General features: G+C 75.5%; 18 protein-coding genes. 10 read left to right on the top strand and 8 right to left on the bottom strand.

Going from position 1 to position 15,396, the window contains the following annotated elements; all coding sequences use genetic code 11:
- Nucleotides 1–62: 62 nt before the first annotated feature.
- Nucleotides 63–683, bottom strand: a complete 621-nt coding sequence (locus ACH5AR_RS12260) for a hypothetical protein (RefSeq protein ID WP_396301288.1) — start codon at nucleotides 681–683, stop codon at nucleotides 63–65.
- Between the two features lie 132 nt (nucleotides 684–815).
- A complete protein-coding gene (locus ACH5AR_RS12255; RefSeq protein WP_396301287.1) occupies nucleotides 816–1,376 on the bottom strand; it encodes a DoxX family protein in 561 nt (186 codons plus the stop codon).
- Between the two features lie 275 nt (nucleotides 1,377–1,651).
- Between ACH5AR_RS12255 and ACH5AR_RS12250 the strand changes: the two genes are divergently transcribed.
- Complete coding sequence (locus tag ACH5AR_RS12250) at nucleotides 1,652–2,284, top strand: MarC family protein (RefSeq protein ID WP_396301286.1); 633 nt, start codon at nucleotides 1,652–1,654, stop codon at nucleotides 2,282–2,284.
- Nucleotides 2,285–2,324: 40 nt separating this feature from the next.
- Here ACH5AR_RS12250 and ACH5AR_RS12245 read toward each other — a convergent pair whose 3' ends face one another.
- Nucleotides 2,325–2,864 carry an NADPH-dependent FMN reductase gene (locus tag ACH5AR_RS12245; protein WP_396301285.1) on the bottom strand — a complete coding sequence of 180 codons (540 nt, stop codon included), beginning with the start codon at nucleotides 2,862–2,864 and terminating at the stop codon, nucleotides 2,325–2,327.
- A 46-nt stretch (nucleotides 2,865–2,910) separates the two neighbouring features.
- Nucleotides 2,911–3,345 carry an Lrp/AsnC family transcriptional regulator gene (locus ACH5AR_RS12240; protein ID WP_396301284.1) on the bottom strand — a complete coding sequence of 145 codons (435 nt, stop codon included), beginning with the start codon at nucleotides 3,343–3,345 and terminating at the stop codon, nucleotides 2,911–2,913.
- Between the two features lie 215 nt (nucleotides 3,346–3,560).
- Here ACH5AR_RS12240 and ACH5AR_RS12235 point away from each other — a divergent pair, with 215 nt between their 5' ends.
- From ACH5AR_RS12235 to ACH5AR_RS12215, 5 genes are all read left to right on the top strand, one after another.
- A complete protein-coding gene (locus ACH5AR_RS12235; RefSeq protein ID WP_396301283.1) occupies nucleotides 3,561–4,391 on the top strand; it encodes a tryptophan 2,3-dioxygenase in 831 nt (276 codons plus the stop codon).
- 86 nt (nucleotides 4,392–4,477) lie between these two features.
- Nucleotides 4,478–5,704: a kynureninase gene (gene kynU / locus ACH5AR_RS12230; RefSeq protein ID WP_396301282.1), complete on the top strand. Its 1,227-nt coding sequence runs from the start codon at nucleotides 4,478–4,480 to the stop codon at nucleotides 5,702–5,704.
- Between the two features lie 96 nt (nucleotides 5,705–5,800).
- On the top strand, nucleotides 5,801–6,436 hold the full coding sequence (locus tag ACH5AR_RS12225) for a TetR family transcriptional regulator (RefSeq protein ID WP_396301281.1): 636 nt from the start codon (nucleotides 5,801–5,803) through the stop codon (nucleotides 6,434–6,436).
- A complete protein-coding gene (locus tag ACH5AR_RS12220; protein WP_396301280.1) occupies nucleotides 6,433–7,197 on the top strand; it encodes a glucose 1-dehydrogenase in 765 nt (254 codons plus the stop codon). Before ACH5AR_RS12225 ends, ACH5AR_RS12220 begins: the two co-directional genes overlap by 4 nt.
- 135 nt (nucleotides 7,198–7,332) lie before the next feature.
- Nucleotides 7,333–7,842 carry a hypothetical protein gene (locus tag ACH5AR_RS12215; protein ID WP_396301279.1) on the top strand — a complete coding sequence of 170 codons (510 nt, stop codon included), beginning with the start codon at nucleotides 7,333–7,335 and terminating at the stop codon, nucleotides 7,840–7,842.
- Between the two features lie 99 nt (nucleotides 7,843–7,941).
- Here ACH5AR_RS12215 and ACH5AR_RS12210 read toward each other — a convergent pair whose 3' ends face one another.
- Nucleotides 7,942–8,892 (bottom strand): hypothetical protein, encoded by a 951-nt coding sequence (locus ACH5AR_RS12210; RefSeq protein WP_396301278.1) that lies wholly within the window; start codon nucleotides 8,890–8,892, stop codon nucleotides 7,942–7,944.
- Between the two features lie 76 nt (nucleotides 8,893–8,968).
- On the opposite strand from ACH5AR_RS12210, the gene ACH5AR_RS12205 reads away from it, so the two are divergent.
- Complete coding sequence (locus ACH5AR_RS12205) at nucleotides 8,969–9,610, top strand: TetR/AcrR family transcriptional regulator (RefSeq protein ID WP_396301277.1); 642 nt, start codon at nucleotides 8,969–8,971, stop codon at nucleotides 9,608–9,610.
- A gap of 90 nt (nucleotides 9,611–9,700) precedes the next feature.
- Here ACH5AR_RS12205 and ACH5AR_RS12200 read toward each other — a convergent pair whose 3' ends face one another.
- A complete protein-coding gene (locus ACH5AR_RS12200; RefSeq protein WP_396301276.1) occupies nucleotides 9,701–11,101 on the bottom strand; it encodes a choice-of-anchor A family protein in 1,401 nt (466 codons plus the stop codon).
- A 322-nt stretch (nucleotides 11,102–11,423) separates the two neighbouring features.
- On the opposite strand from ACH5AR_RS12200, the gene ACH5AR_RS12195 reads away from it, so the two are divergent.
- From ACH5AR_RS12195 to ACH5AR_RS12185, 3 genes are all read left to right on the top strand, one after another.
- Complete coding sequence (locus tag ACH5AR_RS12195; RefSeq protein ID WP_396301275.1) at nucleotides 11,424–12,131, top strand: 4'-phosphopantetheinyl transferase family protein; 708 nt, start codon at nucleotides 11,424–11,426, stop codon at nucleotides 12,129–12,131.
- 127 nt (nucleotides 12,132–12,258) lie between these two features.
- A complete protein-coding gene (locus ACH5AR_RS12190; protein WP_396301274.1) occupies nucleotides 12,259–12,741 on the top strand; it encodes a DUF2269 family protein in 483 nt (160 codons plus the stop codon).
- A gap of 137 nt (nucleotides 12,742–12,878) precedes the next feature.
- On the top strand, nucleotides 12,879–13,754 hold the full coding sequence (locus ACH5AR_RS12185; RefSeq protein WP_396301368.1) for a helix-turn-helix domain-containing protein: 876 nt from the start codon (nucleotides 12,879–12,881) through the stop codon (nucleotides 13,752–13,754).
- Here ACH5AR_RS12185 and ACH5AR_RS12180 read toward each other — a convergent pair.
- Complete coding sequence (locus ACH5AR_RS12180) at nucleotides 13,751–14,188, bottom strand: hypothetical protein (protein ID WP_396301273.1); 438 nt, start codon at nucleotides 14,186–14,188, stop codon at nucleotides 13,751–13,753. The two genes, ACH5AR_RS12185 and ACH5AR_RS12180, sit on opposite strands and share 4 nt — an antisense overlap.
- A 127-nt stretch (nucleotides 14,189–14,315) precedes the next feature.
- The gene (locus ACH5AR_RS12175; protein ID WP_396301272.1) at nucleotides 14,316–15,308 is read right to left on the bottom strand and encodes an Lrp/AsnC family transcriptional regulator; all 993 of its coding nucleotides are present in this window, start codon (nucleotides 15,306–15,308) and stop codon (nucleotides 14,316–14,318) included.
- Between the last annotated feature and the right edge of the window lie 88 nt (nucleotides 15,309–15,396).

Below are 15,396 nucleotides of genomic sequence, written 5' to 3'. Positions count from 1 at the left end.
TGGGCCTTGAGTCCCGCTTAAGGTTCCACGCCCGCGCTGACCTGGGCGGCAGGCGGCCGGAGTCAGTAGCGGACGGCGTTGGCCACCTCGGCCCGGACCGTGCCGTTCAGCGCCCGGTTGGCGTGCCCGGTCGCCTCGGCACTCTGCCCGGCGGCCACGTCCTGGAGCGTCACCGCCGTCGCGTCCAGCACCTTGCCGGACTCGTCGGTGAAGTTCAGCTGGACCACGTACCGGTACGACTGCTTCCCGTGGTTGGTGACGGTCAGCGGCACCTGCGGCCGACCGTCCGAACCCGTGGTCACCGCCCCGGCGGCGACGTCCCCCTTGGCGTCCAGGCCGCCCTTGATCCCGGCGACGGCCGAGGAGGCCGCCGACACCGCTGCCGAGGCCTGCGCCTGCGCCTGCGCCGAGGCGATCGCCGCCCCCGCCCCGGCCGCCCCCGAGGCCAGCGCCGACGCGGCCGAGGCGGCGGCGCTCGCGCCCTTCTCCACCGCGGCCGCCGCCGAGGAGGCCACGCTGCTCGCGCTCCTGCCCGAGGAGCAGCCCGCGAGCACCGCCGCACCGGCCACGGCCAGCGCCAACGCCCCTGCCGCCGTCCGCCGCCGGCGACTCGGCGGCGGCGCGCCCAGGCCCTGCGCGGTGGTCCTCGGGGAGCTGCCTCGGGTCAGCGGCTGGCGGTCCATGCGGTCCTCGCTTCCGGTCGGCGCCGGGCTGCCCGGCACGCTGCACGCCCACCCTCCGAGCGCCGACGGACCGCCGCCAGCAGGGCTGCTGCCTCCGGGTGAGCCGGCCCCGCCGGGCGGGAGCGCCGAGCGCTACGAGAGACCCGAGCCCTCCTGGGTGTCCGCCTCCACCGCGGCCCGCTCCTCGCGCAGCCGGACCTGGTGGCGGCGCCGGGCGACCACGCCGTACGCCGCGGCCGCGCTCGCCGCGAAGGACGCCAGGCCGACCCACGGCCGGTCGAAGACGTGGCCGGTCGCGTGGTCCAGCGAGTACCGGCCGGCCCCGGCCAGGCCGATCGCCAGCCCCGTCGCCCCGAGGAAGGCCGGGTACTCGTAGCCGCCGGACATCGCGAAGAAGCCGGCCGGAGCGTGCACCGACACCGCACCCGCCATCGTCCCCGCCACCACCGCGCCGGCCGCCGGGGTGGCCAGCCCCGCCACCAGCAGCGCGCCGCCGCCCGCCTCGCCGACGCCGGCCGCGATCGCGCTCTGCCGGGCCGGGTGGAAGCCCATGTGCTCCATGGCCTGGGTGGTCCCCTCCAGGCCGCCGCCCCCGAACCAGCCGAACAGCTTCTGGGTGCCGTGCGCGATCAGCACCCCGCCGACCGCGCTGCGCAGGGCCAGCAGGCCCAGGTCCTTACGGTTCAGGCACATGACGCTTCCTCGTTTCCGCGGCGCGGTGGCCCCGCGCGGGGGCCGTCCTCCCTCCATGGCAACCGAGAGCGCCCGCCCCTTCGAGCCGGGGCCGCCATCCGGGCGAACCCGGGCCGGGCCGGGGACAGGACGGGGGCCGGGAGCAGGGCGGCTCCGGGAACGGGCCGGGGCCGGGAACGGGCCCGGCCGGAAGGCCGCCCCGGGAGACGCAGGCCACCCCCCGCCGCGGGGCGTGGCGGACCGGCCGCCCGCCGCCGCGCGGTCATGCTGGGCCCATGTTCGTCTTCAACCTGGGCAGCGCCTTCATCACCTTCTTCGCCGTGGTCGGCCCACCGAAGACCCTGCTGGCCTTCGCCCGGCTGGCCGGAACCCGGAGCAACCTGGAGCTGCGCCGGCTGGCGGCGCTCAGCACGGCCGTCTCGGCGGTGATCGGCCTGGTGCTCGGCTTCGGCGCCGACGAACTGACCACCCTCTTCCACATCAGCGACCAGTCGCTCCAGCTCGCGGGCGGGGCGATCTTCTTCGTCTACGCCGTCGCGCTGGTCTTCGGCGTCCACCTCGGCTCGGACGGCGAGGACGACGAGCACCTGGCGAACCCGCTGGTGGACGGCATCCGCGAGCTGCTGCTGCCGTACATCGCCAGCCCGCTCGCCATCACGGCCGTCCTGGTCGCCTCGCTCAACCAGGACGACTGGGGCTGGAAGGCCGCCGTCGCCGGGGCGTACGTGGGCGTCGCGGTGATCAACTACCTCTGCGTCGCCGTGCTCGCACCGCTGATGCGGCGCACCCACCGCACCTCGCTGGAGGTGCTGTCCCGGCTGCTCGGGCTGCTGCTGGCGGCGGTCGGCGTCGAACTGTTCCTGGAGGGCCTGGCGGGGCTGGGGGTGCACCTGCCGGAGGGGCACTGAGCCCGGCGCCCCCTGCGGCCCCGGCCGCTCGGCCCGCCGGTCAGGCCGCCGCGAGCCGGGCCAGCACCTCGCCGATCCGCTCGCGCACCAGCGGGTCGGCGACCAGCCCGTCCGGGCCGACCGCGCCGTGCTCCAGCGGGAGCCGGACGCAGGCCCCGTCCAGCACGGCCGCGCCGGTGTAGCCGAGGACGGTGCGCAGGGCGGCCTCGGCGCCGCGGCCCCGGCCCGGGCCCGCCGCGTTGATCCAGCCGGCGGGCTTGTCCGAGATCTCGACCCCGCCGACCGTCCAGTCCAGCAGGTTCTTGAACGCGCCCGGCAGCGTCCCGGCGTACTCGGGGGTGCAGACCAGCAGCGCGTCGGCCGCCTCGACCGCGGCCCGCAGCGCGGCCACCGGCTCCGGCAGGGGGTCGGTGTCGTGGTCCGGGTTGAAGTGCGGCAGCCCGGCCAGCCCGGCGTAGTACGTGGCCCGCAGGCCCGGGGTGGTGTCGGCCACCGCGGCCGCGGTGCGCAGCACGGCCTCGTTGGTGGAGCCGGCCCGCAGGCTCCCGGGCAGCAGCAGGATGTGGCGCTCGTTCGACATGCCGGGCAACCTACCCCCTGCCGTCCGCGTCAGGGCCAGGCGCCGCTCAGCGCGGCACCACCGGCCGCCAGGGCACCGGGCTGGAGAGGATCATCGAGCTGGACGGCTGGCCGTAGCCGCCGAGCCGGTCGCACACCGCCTCGAACTCGGCCATCGTGGACACCGCGACCAGCAGCACGCAGCACGCCCCGCCGGTGACCCGGTGCAGCTGGACGACCTCCGGCCAGGTCGGCACCTCCGGGTCGCGCAGCACGCAGCGCGGGCCGTAGCACTGGATCTGGACCAGCGCGGTGATCGGCAGCCCGGCCCGGGTGAGGTCCACGTGGGCGTGGTAGCCGCTGATCACGCCCTCGGACTCCAGCCGGCGGACCCGTTCGGCCACCGCGGGTGCGGACAGGCTCACCCGGCGGGAGAGTTCGTTGTACGAGAGCCGGGCGTCGGCCTGGAGCTCGGCGAGCAGGCGGCGGTCGACGGCGTCCACGGCGGGCCTCCCGGGGGTCAGGATCGTGCGGTTTCCGTTCGGAAGGCGAATCGCGGGAACGCCTCGCGAACGACAACTGCGAAGGCGGTTGCGATGCCCGTCGACCATTCAAGCGGGGGGCACCGCCGCCGCACAATGGGCACCCGGTGGAATCCGGCAGTCCGGCCGGTCCGCCGCACCGGGCGACGCGGCCCGGAGGATCAGGAGGGATCGGGATGGGGCACGACACGGTGGAGACACCCAACCTGTCGTTCGGTCGGGGCACAGCGGCCGGCCGCGGCACCCCGTACGCCCAGTACGTGCGGCTGGAGGAGCTGCACGCCCTGCAGCACCCGCGCAGCGAGGAGCCCGCCGAGCTGTCGTTCATCGTCACCACCCAGGTGATGGAGCTGCTGTTCGACCTGCTACGGCACGAGTGGACGCTCGCCCTGCGGGCGCTGCGCGCGGACGACCTGCCCGCCGCGCTGGCCGCGCTGCGCCGGGGCACCCACGCCCAGGACGTGCTGGTGGAGTCCTGGGACCTGCTGGCCACCATGACCCCGCGCGAGTTCAACTCCTTCCGCCCGCTGTTCGGCGAGGCCTCCGGCTTCCAGTCCGCCGCCTTCCTGCGGCTGGAGTTCCTGCTCGGCAACAAGAACGCCGCACTGCTGTCGATGTACGAGGGGATGCCCGGCACCCAGGCCGAGCTGACCGAGGCGCTGCGCTCCCCCGGCCTGTACGACGAGGCGCTGGCGCTGCTGGCCCGCCGCGGCCTGGCCCCCCACCGGGCCGCCTCCGAACGGCGCTACCAGCCGTCCGCCGAGGTCGAGACGGCCTGGCGGCGGGTGTACACCGAGCCGGAGCTCGCCGGGCTCCAGCCGCTCGGCGAGGCCCTGCTGGACGTGGCCGAGCGGGTCACCCGGTGGCGCCAGCGCCACCTCGCGGCGGTCAAGCGCACGATGGGCGGCAAGCCCGGCTCGGGCGGCTCCAGCGGGCTGGAGTGGCTGCGCAGGTCGGCCGAGCAGGACGTGTTCCCGGAGCTGTGGACGATCCGGGACGAGCTGTGACGGGCCCCACCGGACCGGGGCGGGCTCTGGCGGGCCCCACCGGACCGGGGCGGCCGGTACGGACGGATGACGAGGGAGGGACGGGCATGACCACGCGCGAGGAGTGCGCGGCGCTGGACGCCGCGGACCCGCTGGCGGCGTTCCGCGAGGAGTTCGCCCTGCCGGCCGGGGTGATCTACCTGGACGGCAACTCGCTGGGCGCGCTGCCCGCACGCACCCCCGAGCGGGTGCGCCGGGTGGTCGAGCAGGAGTGGGGCCGGGAGCTGGTCCGCAGCTGGAACGACGCCGGCTGGTTCGAGCAGCCGTACCGGCTGGGGCGGCGGATCGCGCCGCTGGTCGGCGCCGACCCGGCGCAGGTGGTCGTCTGCGACACCACCTCCGTCAACCTGTTCAAGGTGCTGTCGGCCGCGTTGCGGCTGCGCCCGGGCCGGCGCACGGTGCTCGGCGACGCCGAGGCCTTCCCGACCGACCTGTACATCGCCGAGGGCGTGACCGGCCTGGTCGAGGGCGCGCGCAGCGCGCTGATCCGCCCCGAGGAGCTGGACCGGCACCTGGACGGGGACGTCGCCGCGGTCGTGCTCTCGCACGTGGACTACCGCACCGGCGAACTGCTGGACATGCCCGGGATCACCGCCCGGGTACGGGCCGCGGGCGCCCTGATGGTCTGGGACGTGTGCCACTCGGTGGGCGCGCTGCCCGTCGGGCTCGACGCCGCCGGGGCCGACTTCGCGGTCGGCTGCACCTACAAGTACCTGAACGGCGGCCCCGGCTCGCCGGCCTTCCTGTACGTCGCCGAGCGGCACCTGGCGGCCGGCCCGCGCCAGCCGCTGAGCGGCTGGTTCGGCCACGCCCGGCCGTTCGCCTTCGAGCCCGGGTACGACCCGAAGCAGGGCATCGGCCGGTTCCTGACCAGCTCGCCCTCGCTGCTGGGCCAGGCCGCCCTCGGCGCCTCGCTGGACGTCTGGGAGCGGGTGGACCTGGCGGCGGTGCGGGCGAAGAGCCTGGCGCTGACCGACCTGTTCGTCTCGCTGACCGAGGGGCTGGACGGCGTCGAGGTGGTGACCCCGCGCGCCCATGCCCGGCGCGGCAGCCAGGTCGCGCTGCGGCACGCCGACGGCTACCCGGTGGTGCAGGCGCTGATCGCGCGCGGGGTCGTCGGCGACTTCCGCGCACCGGACCTGATGCGCTTCGGCTTCACCCCGCTCTACCTGTCGTACACCGAGGTCTGGGACGCGGCCCGGCAGCTGGCCGAGGTGCTGGAGAGCGGCGAGTGGCGGGCGGAGCGCTTCTCCCGGCGGGGCGAGGTGACGTGACGGGGGGCGAGATGACGTGACGGGGGACGAGATGACGTGACGGGGGCGACGCCCCGGTCCTTTGCCTTTAATAATGCGCAGCATTAACCTTGCCGCATGGCAAGGACGTCGGCGGGCCACGAGACCCGCGAGAGGCTGCTGCGGGCGGCGGAGGAACTCTTCGCCACCCGGGGCGTGGAAGCCGCTCTGACCAGGGACATCATCCGACTGGCCGGGCAGAGCAACCCGTCCGCCGTGCAGTACCACTTCGGCTCCCGCGAGGGCCTGCTCGACGCGATCATGGCCGGCCGCCAGGAGCGCACCGAGCGGGCCCTCGCGCCGCACCTGCCCGCACTCGCGGACGCGGACCTGCCCGGACTGCTCGGTGCCCTGGTCGCGGCCGAGGCCACCGAGCTGCGCACCGAACAGGGCCGGCACTGCCTGCGGATCTCCGCCCAGGTCAGCCACAGCAGCGGGGTCCGCACCCGGACCCCGCACCCGACCCTGGCCGGCGGCGGCTACTGGCACCTGATCGAGCTGGTCGAGGAGCGGATCTCCGCCCTGCCCGAACCGATCCGGCTGGAGCGGATCGACCTGGTCCTCACCCTGGTCGGCGCGGCCCTGGCCGACCGCGCGCAGCAGTACCTCACCGGTTCGACCCCCCTGACGGACGAGGAGACCTTCCTCGCCGACCTGGTGACGATGTCCGCCGCCATGCTCTCCTCCCCCACCCCCCGAAGGAGCAGGTCATGAACGACCTCACCGGCAAGACCGTCATCATCACCGGCGGCGCCCGCGGCCTGGGCGCCGAGGCCGCCCGGCTCGCCGTCGCCTCCGGCGCCAGCGTGGTGATCACCGACGTCCTGGTCGAGGACGGCGAGGCCACCGCCGCCGAACTCGGCGACCGGGCCCGGTTCGTGCGCCACGACGTGACCTCGGAGGAGGACTGGCAGCACGTGGTGGACTTCGCGGCGGCGGAGTTCGGCGCGGTGCACGGCCTGGTCAACAACGCGGGGATCTCCACCGGCACGCTGCTCGCGGAGGAGAGCGTCGAGCACTTCCGCAAGGTGCTGGACGTCAACCTGACCGGCGTGTTCATCGGCATGAAGACCGTCGTCCCGGCACTGCGCGCGGCCGGCGGCGGCTCGATCGTCAACATCTCCTCGGCGGCCGGCCTGATGGGCCTGGCGCTGACGGCCGGCTACGGCGCCTCCAAGTGGGGGGTGCGCGGCCTGAGCAAGATCGGTGCGGTCGAGCTGGGCACCGAGCGGATCCGGGTCAACTCGGTGCACCCGGGCATGACCTACACGCCGATGACCGCCGCCGTCGGCATCCGGCAGGGCGAGGGCAACTACCCCAACACCCCGATGGGCCGGGTCGGCGAGGCGCCCGAGATCGCCACCGCCGTGGTCTACCTGCTCTCCGACGACTCCTCCTACGTGACCGGCGCCGAGCTGGCGGTGGACGGCGGCTGGACCACCGGCCCGACCGTCAGGTACGTCATGGGGCAGTGAGTCCCACGGCCTGCGGGGCGCCGCCGCCGACCCGGTAGGCCGCCGTGACGCGGCTCATGTCCGGACCGAGTTCGACCACCGCCGCCCTCGGGGATACTCCCGGCTGACGGGACGTCACCTCAGGGGAGGCCGCGCGTGACACTCGAACTCGGCCCGCTCCGGCCCGAACCGGCCCCGCTGCTCCTGGGCCTGGGCCTCTTCCTCCTGCTGCTGTGGGCGCTCGGCCGCCATCTGCTCCCCCGGATCGAACGGCTGCGGGCCGAACGCCGGGAGGCCACCGAGGGCCGCGCCGAACGCGCCGAGGCCCTGCTGGCCGAGGCCGAGGCCACCCGGGAGGCCCGGCTGCGGGAGCTCGCCGAGGCCCGGCACGAGGCGGCCCGGATCCGCGAGGAGTACGCCGAGCGCGGCGCGGCGGCGATGGCGGCGGCCCGTGCGGAGGGCGTCCGCAACCGGGACGAGCTGCTCACCGCCGGCCGCGCCAGGCTCGCCGCCGACCGGGCCGCGGCGGCCCGGCTGCTGCGGCAGGACGTCGGCGCCCTGGCCGTCGCACTGGCCGGGAGGGTGATCGGCGAGCCGGTGCACGCCGTCGCCGCCCGGCGACGGACGGTGGAGCGCTTCTTCGAAGCGAACCAGCGGGCCTCGTAGGCCTGTTGACCGCGCCCCTCGCCCCCGCACCGCCGGCCCGCCGGCGGCTCGGGCTTCGCCGGCCGGCTCCGTCGGCCGGCCTTCGTCAGTCGGCCTTCGTCAGTCGGCCTTCGTCAGCTCATCGACCAGGGCGCGGTAGACCGCGAAGGCCGGTTTGGGCGCGTAGTCGTCGCGCACCAGGCCGAAGTGCGGGAACAGCCCGGCCCCCGCGCTGTCCGCGTCGCGCAGGGCGAAGAACGCGTAACCGGTGACGTTGAGTTCGGCGGCCAGCCCGGCGACCTCCCGGACCACCTCCGCCACCGCCTCGGCCTGCCGCGCCTCGCTCCGCCCGGGGCCGGTGGGCCAGCCGTTCTCGCAGATCCGCACGGGCACGCCCGGCCCGATCCCGGCCCGGGGCAGGGCCTCCCGGCGGAACCCGGCGAGCACCGCCCGGACCGCGTCGGCGAGCCCGCCGGGCGGGACGGGGCGGAAGACGTCCGGGAAGAAGTCCAGGCCGACGTAGTCCAAAGCGCGGTGGAAGCGCTCGTCGGCGAGCCGCCCGAGCTCGGGCCAGAAGTCGTCCTCGGGGTCGAGGGAGGGCACCGCGTTGAAGCCGACGGCCAGCCGGTCGAACCCGCGGGCCAGCGCCTCCTCCTTGGCCGCGACCACGCCCTCGACCAGCGCCCGGCGGACGTTCGGGATGCTGCCGTCCACGGGCGGGAGGTCGAGGTTGGGCTCCTCGCAGACCTGGAGCAGGGCGAGGCGGTGTCCCTCGGTCCGGACCGTCCGCCGGACGAAGTCCAGCCAGCCGGCCAACTCCCCGCCGCGCTCCCGGTACTGGAGCACCAGGTCGAGCCGGCGGCCCTCGACGGCGTACTGCTCGGGCCGCTCCGGAGTGTGCTCGCCGCCCGGGTACGAGCGGTAGGCGCGGACCAGGAACTCCGCTGCGCCGCCCTGGAGTTCGCGCAGGGCGGCGGTGATCAGGGCCGGGTCGTCGGGGCGGACGGGCGCGAGGACGCCGGTCTCGTCGCCGGTCGATCCGCCGGGGTAGATGCCGAAGGTGAAGGTCATGCGGCCACCGTAGCCGATATTCTTGGTGTCACTGCAAATTTGAGCTGACACCATGTTTCGCCGGTAGGATCCGGCCATGGGACTTCGCGAACTCAAGAAGCAGCAGACCCGGGAGCTGCTCTCGGACACCGCCATGGGCCTGTTCGCCGAACGCGGCTTCGACCGGGTCACGGTGGTCGAGGTGGCCCGGGCCGCCGGGGTCTCGCCGAACACGGTCTTCAACTACTTCCCGACCAAGGAAGACCTGTTCTTCGACCGGCAGGAGGAGGTGGTCGCCCACCTGGCCGAGGTCGTCCGGCGCCGCCCCGCGGGCAGTTCCGCCGTGGACGCCGTCCGGACCGACCTGCTGACGGCCTTCGCCACCGGGGAGCCGACCGTCGGGCTGAACCCGGGGATCGCGGCCTTCTGGCGGATCGTCGAGGACAGCGCGGCCCTGCGGGCCCGGCTGCTGGAGCTCGGCGAACGGTCCGAGGCGGCGCTGGCGGCCGCCCTGGCCGAGGAGTCGGGGGCGGCGCCGGAGGACCCGCTCCCCCGGGTGCTGGCCGGAGCCGTCGCGGGGGCGCACCGGGCGGTGCTCGGCGAGATCCGGCGGGCCGTGGTGGCCGGGGAGCCGGCCGGGGCGGTGCGCGCCAGGGTCGAGGCGGCGGTGGAGCGGGCCTTCGGCCTGCTCGCCTCGGGCCTCGCCCGCTACCCGGCCCGGGGTCCGGCGGACCGGTAGGCCGCCAGGCCCGGAAACGGCGCGGGCCGCCCGGATCGACTCGACCCGGGCGGCCCGCACCGCCGTTCAGCGGCTCGGCCGCGGCGTCCGTCAGCCGTGGCGGCCGCGGCGGCGGGCGGCCAGCACGGCCAGACCGCCGAGGCCGAGCAGGCCGATGCCCGCCAGGCCGAAGACCGTCGTGGCGTTGCCCGCACCGGTGGAGGGCAGCTCACCGCCGGGGTGGTGGCCGCTCGGCTCCTTGGTCGGGTGGTGGCTGGTCGGGGCCGGGCCGGCGCTCGACGTCGTCGCGGTGGCCGACGGCGAGGTCGGCGCGGGCGAGGTGGGCGTCGGAGAGGTCGGCGCGGGGGACGTCGGCGTCGGGGACGTCGGGCCCGGCGAGGTGGGCGTCGGGGACGTCGGGCTCGGCGAGGTCGGGGAAGGAGACGTCGGCGAGGGGGACGGCGTCGGCGAGGTCGGCGACGGGCTGGGCGTCACCGCGCAGTCCGGCAGGTCCCCGTCGAAGGGGTAGCTGTGGATCTCGTAGCCGCCCGTCCCGGTGTGGACCAGGTTGCCCGCGAGGTACACCCGGCCGTTCAGGCCCGGCTGGGAGATGGTCATGGTGCCGCCGGGGTTGCCGGCCAGGACCGAGCCCTGGAACTGGGCGCTGCCGGTGATCTGCGCCGAGCTCGCGGTCGGGAAGTTGTAGATGAGCTTGGAGCGCATCTCGGTGGTCTGGTCGCCGGCCAGGCCCGTACCGGTGTAGGTGTTGATGACCGGGCTGTCCCCGAGCATGTTGACCACCACGGTGGCGCCGGCCGGGATGCCGGTGAAGACCAGGCCGATCTGCCCGCCGGTCGGCGAGGCGAGGTTCTGCGTGACGTTGAAGACCTGCTTCATGCTGGTCCCGTCGCCGGTGAAGGTCGCCTCGCTGGCGGTGACGGCGACGGTGCCGGTCGCGGCGGCCCGGCCGACGCAGTCGGAGACCTCCTCGATCTGGGTCAGCACCGACTGGTAGGGCGCGGCGGCGTTCGGGTCCTCGATCGACTGGCCGGGCGGGTCGATGCTGACGGTGCCGGTGACGGTGCCCGCGTGGCGCAGGTTGCCGTAGGCCGGGCCGCGCGAGTCGCTGCCGCCGATCAGGATTCTGTTGCCGGCCACCGCGTCGACGGTGCCGCCGGTGGTCACGAAGTCGCTGCCGTTCGGCGGCACCACGCGCGAGCCGACGCCGACCACGCCCATGTTGTAGACGCCGCCGCCGTTCTTGTCGACGGTCAGGTTCCCGAGCGTGACGATCTTCCCCTCGGCCTCCGCGGCGCGGCCGTTCACGGTGTAGTTGCCGCCGGTGAAGACGTTGACGGAGGCGTCGCGGCCGGGGAAGTCGCCGTTGTGCGGCGGCGGCCAGGTGGCCGGGCAGTCCGGGCCGGTGCAGGCGCCCAGCGGCGGGGCCAGCGGCGCGGCCGAACCGACCGTCAGCACCGCGGCCAGCGGCAGCGCCGTGACGGCGGTCGCCACCGCGATCCGGACGGCCCGGCGCCCGCGCGGGGCCCGGGGTCTCGCGGCGGTCGTTCTGTGATCCGGCGAACCGGTGGCCTGACCCATCGACAATTCCTCCGTGCATGAGCAAGGGACGGGTCAGGACGACCCGTCATGTTCTGTGTGATCTGCTGGCGAACTCACAGATCCGGGACATCCAACCCTAAAACGGACTATTTACACCCTACAGACCCTCAGATCGGATCCGAAATTCACCCGTCCGGCGCAGCGGTTCCCGGCGTGGCGCCACCCGACGGCCGCGCCTTGGGGCCGGTCGGGGACAGGCCGTAGGTTGGGAGCCATGACCACCGAGGCCCAGGAACAGAGCGCGCCGCTCGTCGCCGTCGCGTCCGCCGACGCCGTGCTGCGGCACCCCGAGGCGGGCGAGCACCTGCTGACGGCCGTGGAACGGGAGCGCGCCGCGCGCTTCCGGCACGACTCCGGGCGGATCGACTTCACCGCCGGCCACGTCCTGGTCCGCCTCTGCGCCGCCCGGTTGCTCGGCCTGCCGGCCGCCGACCTCGTGCTCGCCCAGCAGTGCCCGGACTGCGGGCTCGCCGACCACGGCAAGCCCTACCTGCCCGACCACCCCGGGGTGCACGTCAGCCTGTCGCACACCCGGGGCGTGGTCGCGGCCGGCGCCGGGTTCCGGCCGGTCGGGGTGGACGTGGAGCTGTCCACCCGGGGCGGCTCGCTGCACGCCGTCGCCCGCCGGGTGCTCGCCCCCGCGGAACTCGCCCTGGTCGAGGCCGCGCCGGACCCGGAGCAGGCGTTCCTGCGGCTCTGGGTGCGCAAGGAGTCGCTGATCAAGATCGGGCGGGCCACCCTGGACACCCTCGGCCTGGTCGACCTCTCCGCCCTGCCGTCCGCCGTCCCGCCGGGCGCCCCGCTGCACAGCCGGTACGAGGACCTGCACCTGCTCGACTGGACCGACCCCGGGCACGCCGCAGCCGTCGCGGCCGTCAGCACCGCCCCGCCCCGGCTCGTGGGGATCACGGCGGCGGGCTGAGCGGGCGCCGGCGCCGACCCGCGCGAGGGGCCGGCGGATAAGCGGTGTTAGCGTGCCTGCTCGTGGGCGCGCCGGACGCGCGTGCCCGCCGACCAGCTCCCCACCGGATCCCAAAGGGTGCCCCGCCATGGCCAAGTTCCTGCTGAGCCTGCACGTCCTCGTGTCGGTCCTGTTCATAGGCCCGGTCGCGGTGGCCGTCAGCATGTTCCCGCGCCGGGCGAAGGCCGCGCTGGCCGGCAGGCCGGACCGGGCCTCCGACGCCGGTGTGCTGCGCGTGCTGCACCGGATCACCCAGGTCTACGCGCTGCTCGGCGTCGCGGTGCCGGTGCTGGGCATCGGGCTGGCGCAGGTGATGGACGTGCTCGGGCAGTCCTGGGTGATCGTCTCGATGGTGCTGACCGCGGTCGCCGCGCTGGCGCTGCTGCTCTTCGTACTGCCCGGCCAGCAGGCCGCCGTGGACGCGCTCGACCTCGACCCCTCGGACGAGCGGCACGCCAAGGCCGTCGGCGGGCTGAAGCTGCTGCCGATGACCGCCGGGGTGTTCAACCTGCTGTGGGCCGTGGTCGTGGTGCTCATGGTCATCCGCCCGGGATCGAGCACCGGCGTCTGAGCCCCCGGGCTCCGGGCCCACCTGCCCGCCGGCCCCGCTCCTCCTGCTCCCCGGCCCTCCTGCTCCCCGGCCCTCCCGCTCCCCCGCCCCCTCCCGCCGGCCGGTCCGTTCGAGTACCGTCCTGAGCCATGACGATCATGGCGGGCATGAGCAGCCCGACGGGGACGGGCGTCGGCCCGCTGCTGCGCGGCTGGCGGGAGCGCCGGCAGCTCAGCCAGCTGCAACTGGCCCTGCGGGCGGACTCCTCGGCCCGCCACCTCAGCTTCGTGGAGAACGGCCGCTCCCGGCCGAGCCGGGACCTGGTGCTGCGCCTGGCCGAGCAGCTGGACGTCCCGGTGCGCGAGCGCAACACCCTGCTGCTGGCGGCCGGTTACGCCCCGCACTACCCCGAGACGCCGCTGGACGACCCGACGATGGCCGCGCTGCGCGGCGGGCTGGAACGACTGCTGGCCGCCCACGACCCGTACCCGGCGGTGGTGGTCGACGGCGCCTTCCGGGTGCTGGCGGCCAACCGCTCGCTCGGGCTGCTCCTGGACGGCGTCGCCCCGCACCTGCTGGAGCCGCCGTTCAACGCCATCCGCGTCACCCTCCACCCGGACGGGCTGGCCCCGCGCATCGCCAACCTGCGGCAGTGGCGGCAGCACCTGCTGGAACGGATGGAACGGCAGCTGGAGCTGGTCCGGGCCGAGCCGCTGCGCCGGCTGTACGAGGAGGTCCGCGGCTACCCGGAGCCCGCCGGGGAGCCGGCGGACGGCCCGCTGCCGGACGGCCTGCAGGGGGACGGCCTGCAGGGGGACGGCCTGCAGGGGGACGGACGGCCCGCCGACGGGTTCCCGTTCGCGCTGCCGCTGCGGATCCGGTCCGAGGGGCGGGTGCTGTCCTTCCTCTCCACCATCACGACCTTCAACACGCCGGTGGACGTCACCGTCTCCGAGCTGGCCATGGAGACCTTCCTGCCCGCCGACGCGCAGACGGTGCGCTTCCTGCACGCGGCGGTCGGGCCGGAACGCTAGGGCCTGTCCTCCCGGGTGCGGCGCCGCAGGGCGGCGAGCTGGAGCACGGCGAACAGGCCCACCGCCGCCGCCTGGGCCGGGATCCAGACGAGCCCGGCGGTGGTCGGCTCCAGCCACACCTCCATCGCGACCAGGCTGAGCACCACCCAGGCCAGGTTGACGTCGACCACCGTCCGTACCCCGACCGTCGGCGGCCGCCGCCGGGACGCCAGCGCGCCGACCGCGAGCGCGTACCCCAGGAGCAGCAGCCCGAGGTCGACGAGGGTGCCGCGGCCGGCGCCGAGGAGTTCGCCGAGCGGGCCGGAGAAGGCCAGGTAGGCCAGGGCGTTGGCGCCCGTGACGACGGCGTCCAGGGCGAGTGCGCCGCGCACCGTCCACGGCGACAGGACGGCGCCGGGCCGGTCGGGCGGGAGGGTGTTCGCGTGGGCGGACATGGCGGATTCGCCTCCTGTCAGGGGGTGGGAGCCCGGGACCGTGACGGCCGTACCGGGTGCCACCACCCTGCCCGGCGGGCCGGGCGGCGTCGATTACCCCGCGGGTAAGGCCCGGCCGACCGGCCGGCTACGGCCTGCGGGGCGGCTGCCGGAGCAGGACGCCGGCCCGCTTCACCGCGCGCGCGGTGATGGTGGTCTCGGCCCGGGCCACGCCGAGCGGGCCGAGGGTGTCGGTGAGGAAGCGGTACAGCTCGCCGTGGTCCCGGCAGAACACCGTGGCCAGCAGGTCGGCCGGGCCACTGGTGGCGAACACCCCGTGCACCTGCGGGTGGCGGGCCAGGGCCGCGCCGACCCCGGCGATCCGGCCGGGCGGCACGTCCAGCCAGAGGTTGGCGTCCACGGCCAGGCCGAGCAGCCGCGGGTCCACGGTGGCGTGGGTGCGCAGCAGCCCGGTCGCGTCCAGCCGGTGCAGTCGGCGCCGCACCGTGGACTCGGGCGCGCCGACGGCCGCGGCCAGCGCGGCGTGGGACTGCCGGGCGTCCTCGCCGAGCCGCTCCAGCAGCGCCCGGTCGAGGCCGTCCTGCGGCGGGGGCGCGGCGGGGCGCGGCACGACGGGCCGGGCGAGCGCGGCGGCCTCCTCCTCGGTCAGGTACCCGGCCCGCCACTGCCCGGCGTCGGCGAAGGCGTGCAGCACCGCGTGGGTGGTGGTCTCGGTGACGGCGCCGGTCGCGGGCAGCTGACCGTACAGCAGCCGGTCGCGGGAGCCGGCGTCGGTGAGCACCACGGCGCCGATCTCGTGACCGCCGAGCATCACGTCGACGAACGGCACGTCGGCGCGGTCGGCGAGGGCCCGTGCGACGGCGTCCACCCGGCCGCTCAGCACCCGGACCCGCAGCAGCAGCGCGCCCACCGCGGCGTCCTCGACGTCGGGCAGCCGGACCACCCGCACCACCCCGGCCTGCCGCATCCGGCCCAGCCGACGGGTGACCGTCCGGGCGGAGACGCCCAGCACCTCGGCGATCCGGCCGGGTTCGGCCCGTCCGTCCACCTGGAGCGCGCACACCAGTCGGCGGTCGAGGGCGTCCAGGACGCTGTCCGGATCCGCGGTGGAGAGGTCCATGGTGTCCGATCCCCGTCATGTCCGACGGCTGCTGCGTCCTGTCCGGCAGCCCTGACGGTACTCCTGGTCCGGGACGGCCGGGGGCGGA

Source organism: Kitasatospora sp. NPDC018619 (genome assembly GCF_044391605.1).
Taxonomy (GTDB): Bacteria; Actinomycetota; Actinomycetes; order Streptomycetales; family Streptomycetaceae; genus Kitasatospora.
Note: the sequence above shows the minus strand (reverse complement) of the source record. Positions and strands in the feature narration are given on the sequence as shown.

What these genes read in the sequence shown, in the direction of transcription:
- ACH5AR_RS12260 (WP_396301288.1), bottom strand. Translation starts at nt 683, where the DNA reads ATGGACCGCCAGCCGCTGACCCGAGGCAGCTCCCCGAGGACCACCGCG.
- ACH5AR_RS12255 (WP_396301287.1), bottom strand. Translation starts at nt 1,376, where the DNA reads ATGTGCCTGAACCGTAAGGACCTGGGCCTGCTGGCCCTGCGCAGCGCG.
- ACH5AR_RS12250 (WP_396301286.1), top strand. Translation starts at nt 1,652, where the DNA reads ATGTTCGTCTTCAACCTGGGCAGCGCCTTCATCACCTTCTTCGCCGTG.
- ACH5AR_RS12245 (WP_396301285.1), bottom strand. Translation starts at nt 2,864, where the DNA reads ATGTCGAACGAGCGCCACATCCTGCTGCTGCCCGGGAGCCTGCGGGCC.
- ACH5AR_RS12235 (WP_396301283.1), top strand. Translation starts at nt 3,561, where the DNA reads ATGGGGCACGACACGGTGGAGACACCCAACCTGTCGTTCGGTCGGGGC.
- kynU (WP_396301282.1), top strand. Translation starts at nt 4,478, where the DNA reads ATGACCACGCGCGAGGAGTGCGCGGCGCTGGACGCCGCGGACCCGCTG.
- ACH5AR_RS12225 (WP_396301281.1), top strand. Translation starts at nt 5,801, where the DNA reads ATGGCAAGGACGTCGGCGGGCCACGAGACCCGCGAGAGGCTGCTGCGG.
- ACH5AR_RS12220 (WP_396301280.1), top strand. Translation starts at nt 6,433, where the DNA reads ATGAACGACCTCACCGGCAAGACCGTCATCATCACCGGCGGCGCCCGC.
- ACH5AR_RS12210 (WP_396301278.1), bottom strand. Translation starts at nt 8,892, where the DNA reads ATGACCTTCACCTTCGGCATCTACCCCGGCGGATCGACCGGCGACGAG.
- ACH5AR_RS12205 (WP_396301277.1), top strand. Translation starts at nt 8,969, where the DNA reads ATGGGACTTCGCGAACTCAAGAAGCAGCAGACCCGGGAGCTGCTCTCG.
- ACH5AR_RS12195 (WP_396301275.1), top strand. Translation starts at nt 11,424, where the DNA reads ATGACCACCGAGGCCCAGGAACAGAGCGCGCCGCTCGTCGCCGTCGCG.
- ACH5AR_RS12190 (WP_396301274.1), top strand. Translation starts at nt 12,259, where the DNA reads ATGGCCAAGTTCCTGCTGAGCCTGCACGTCCTCGTGTCGGTCCTGTTC.
- ACH5AR_RS12185 (WP_396301368.1), top strand. Translation starts at nt 12,879, where the DNA reads ATGGCGGGCATGAGCAGCCCGACGGGGACGGGCGTCGGCCCGCTGCTG.
- ACH5AR_RS12180 (WP_396301273.1), bottom strand. Translation starts at nt 14,188, where the DNA reads ATGTCCGCCCACGCGAACACCCTCCCGCCCGACCGGCCCGGCGCCGTC.
- ACH5AR_RS12175 (WP_396301272.1), bottom strand. Translation starts at nt 15,308, where the DNA reads ATGGACCTCTCCACCGCGGATCCGGACAGCGTCCTGGACGCCCTCGAC.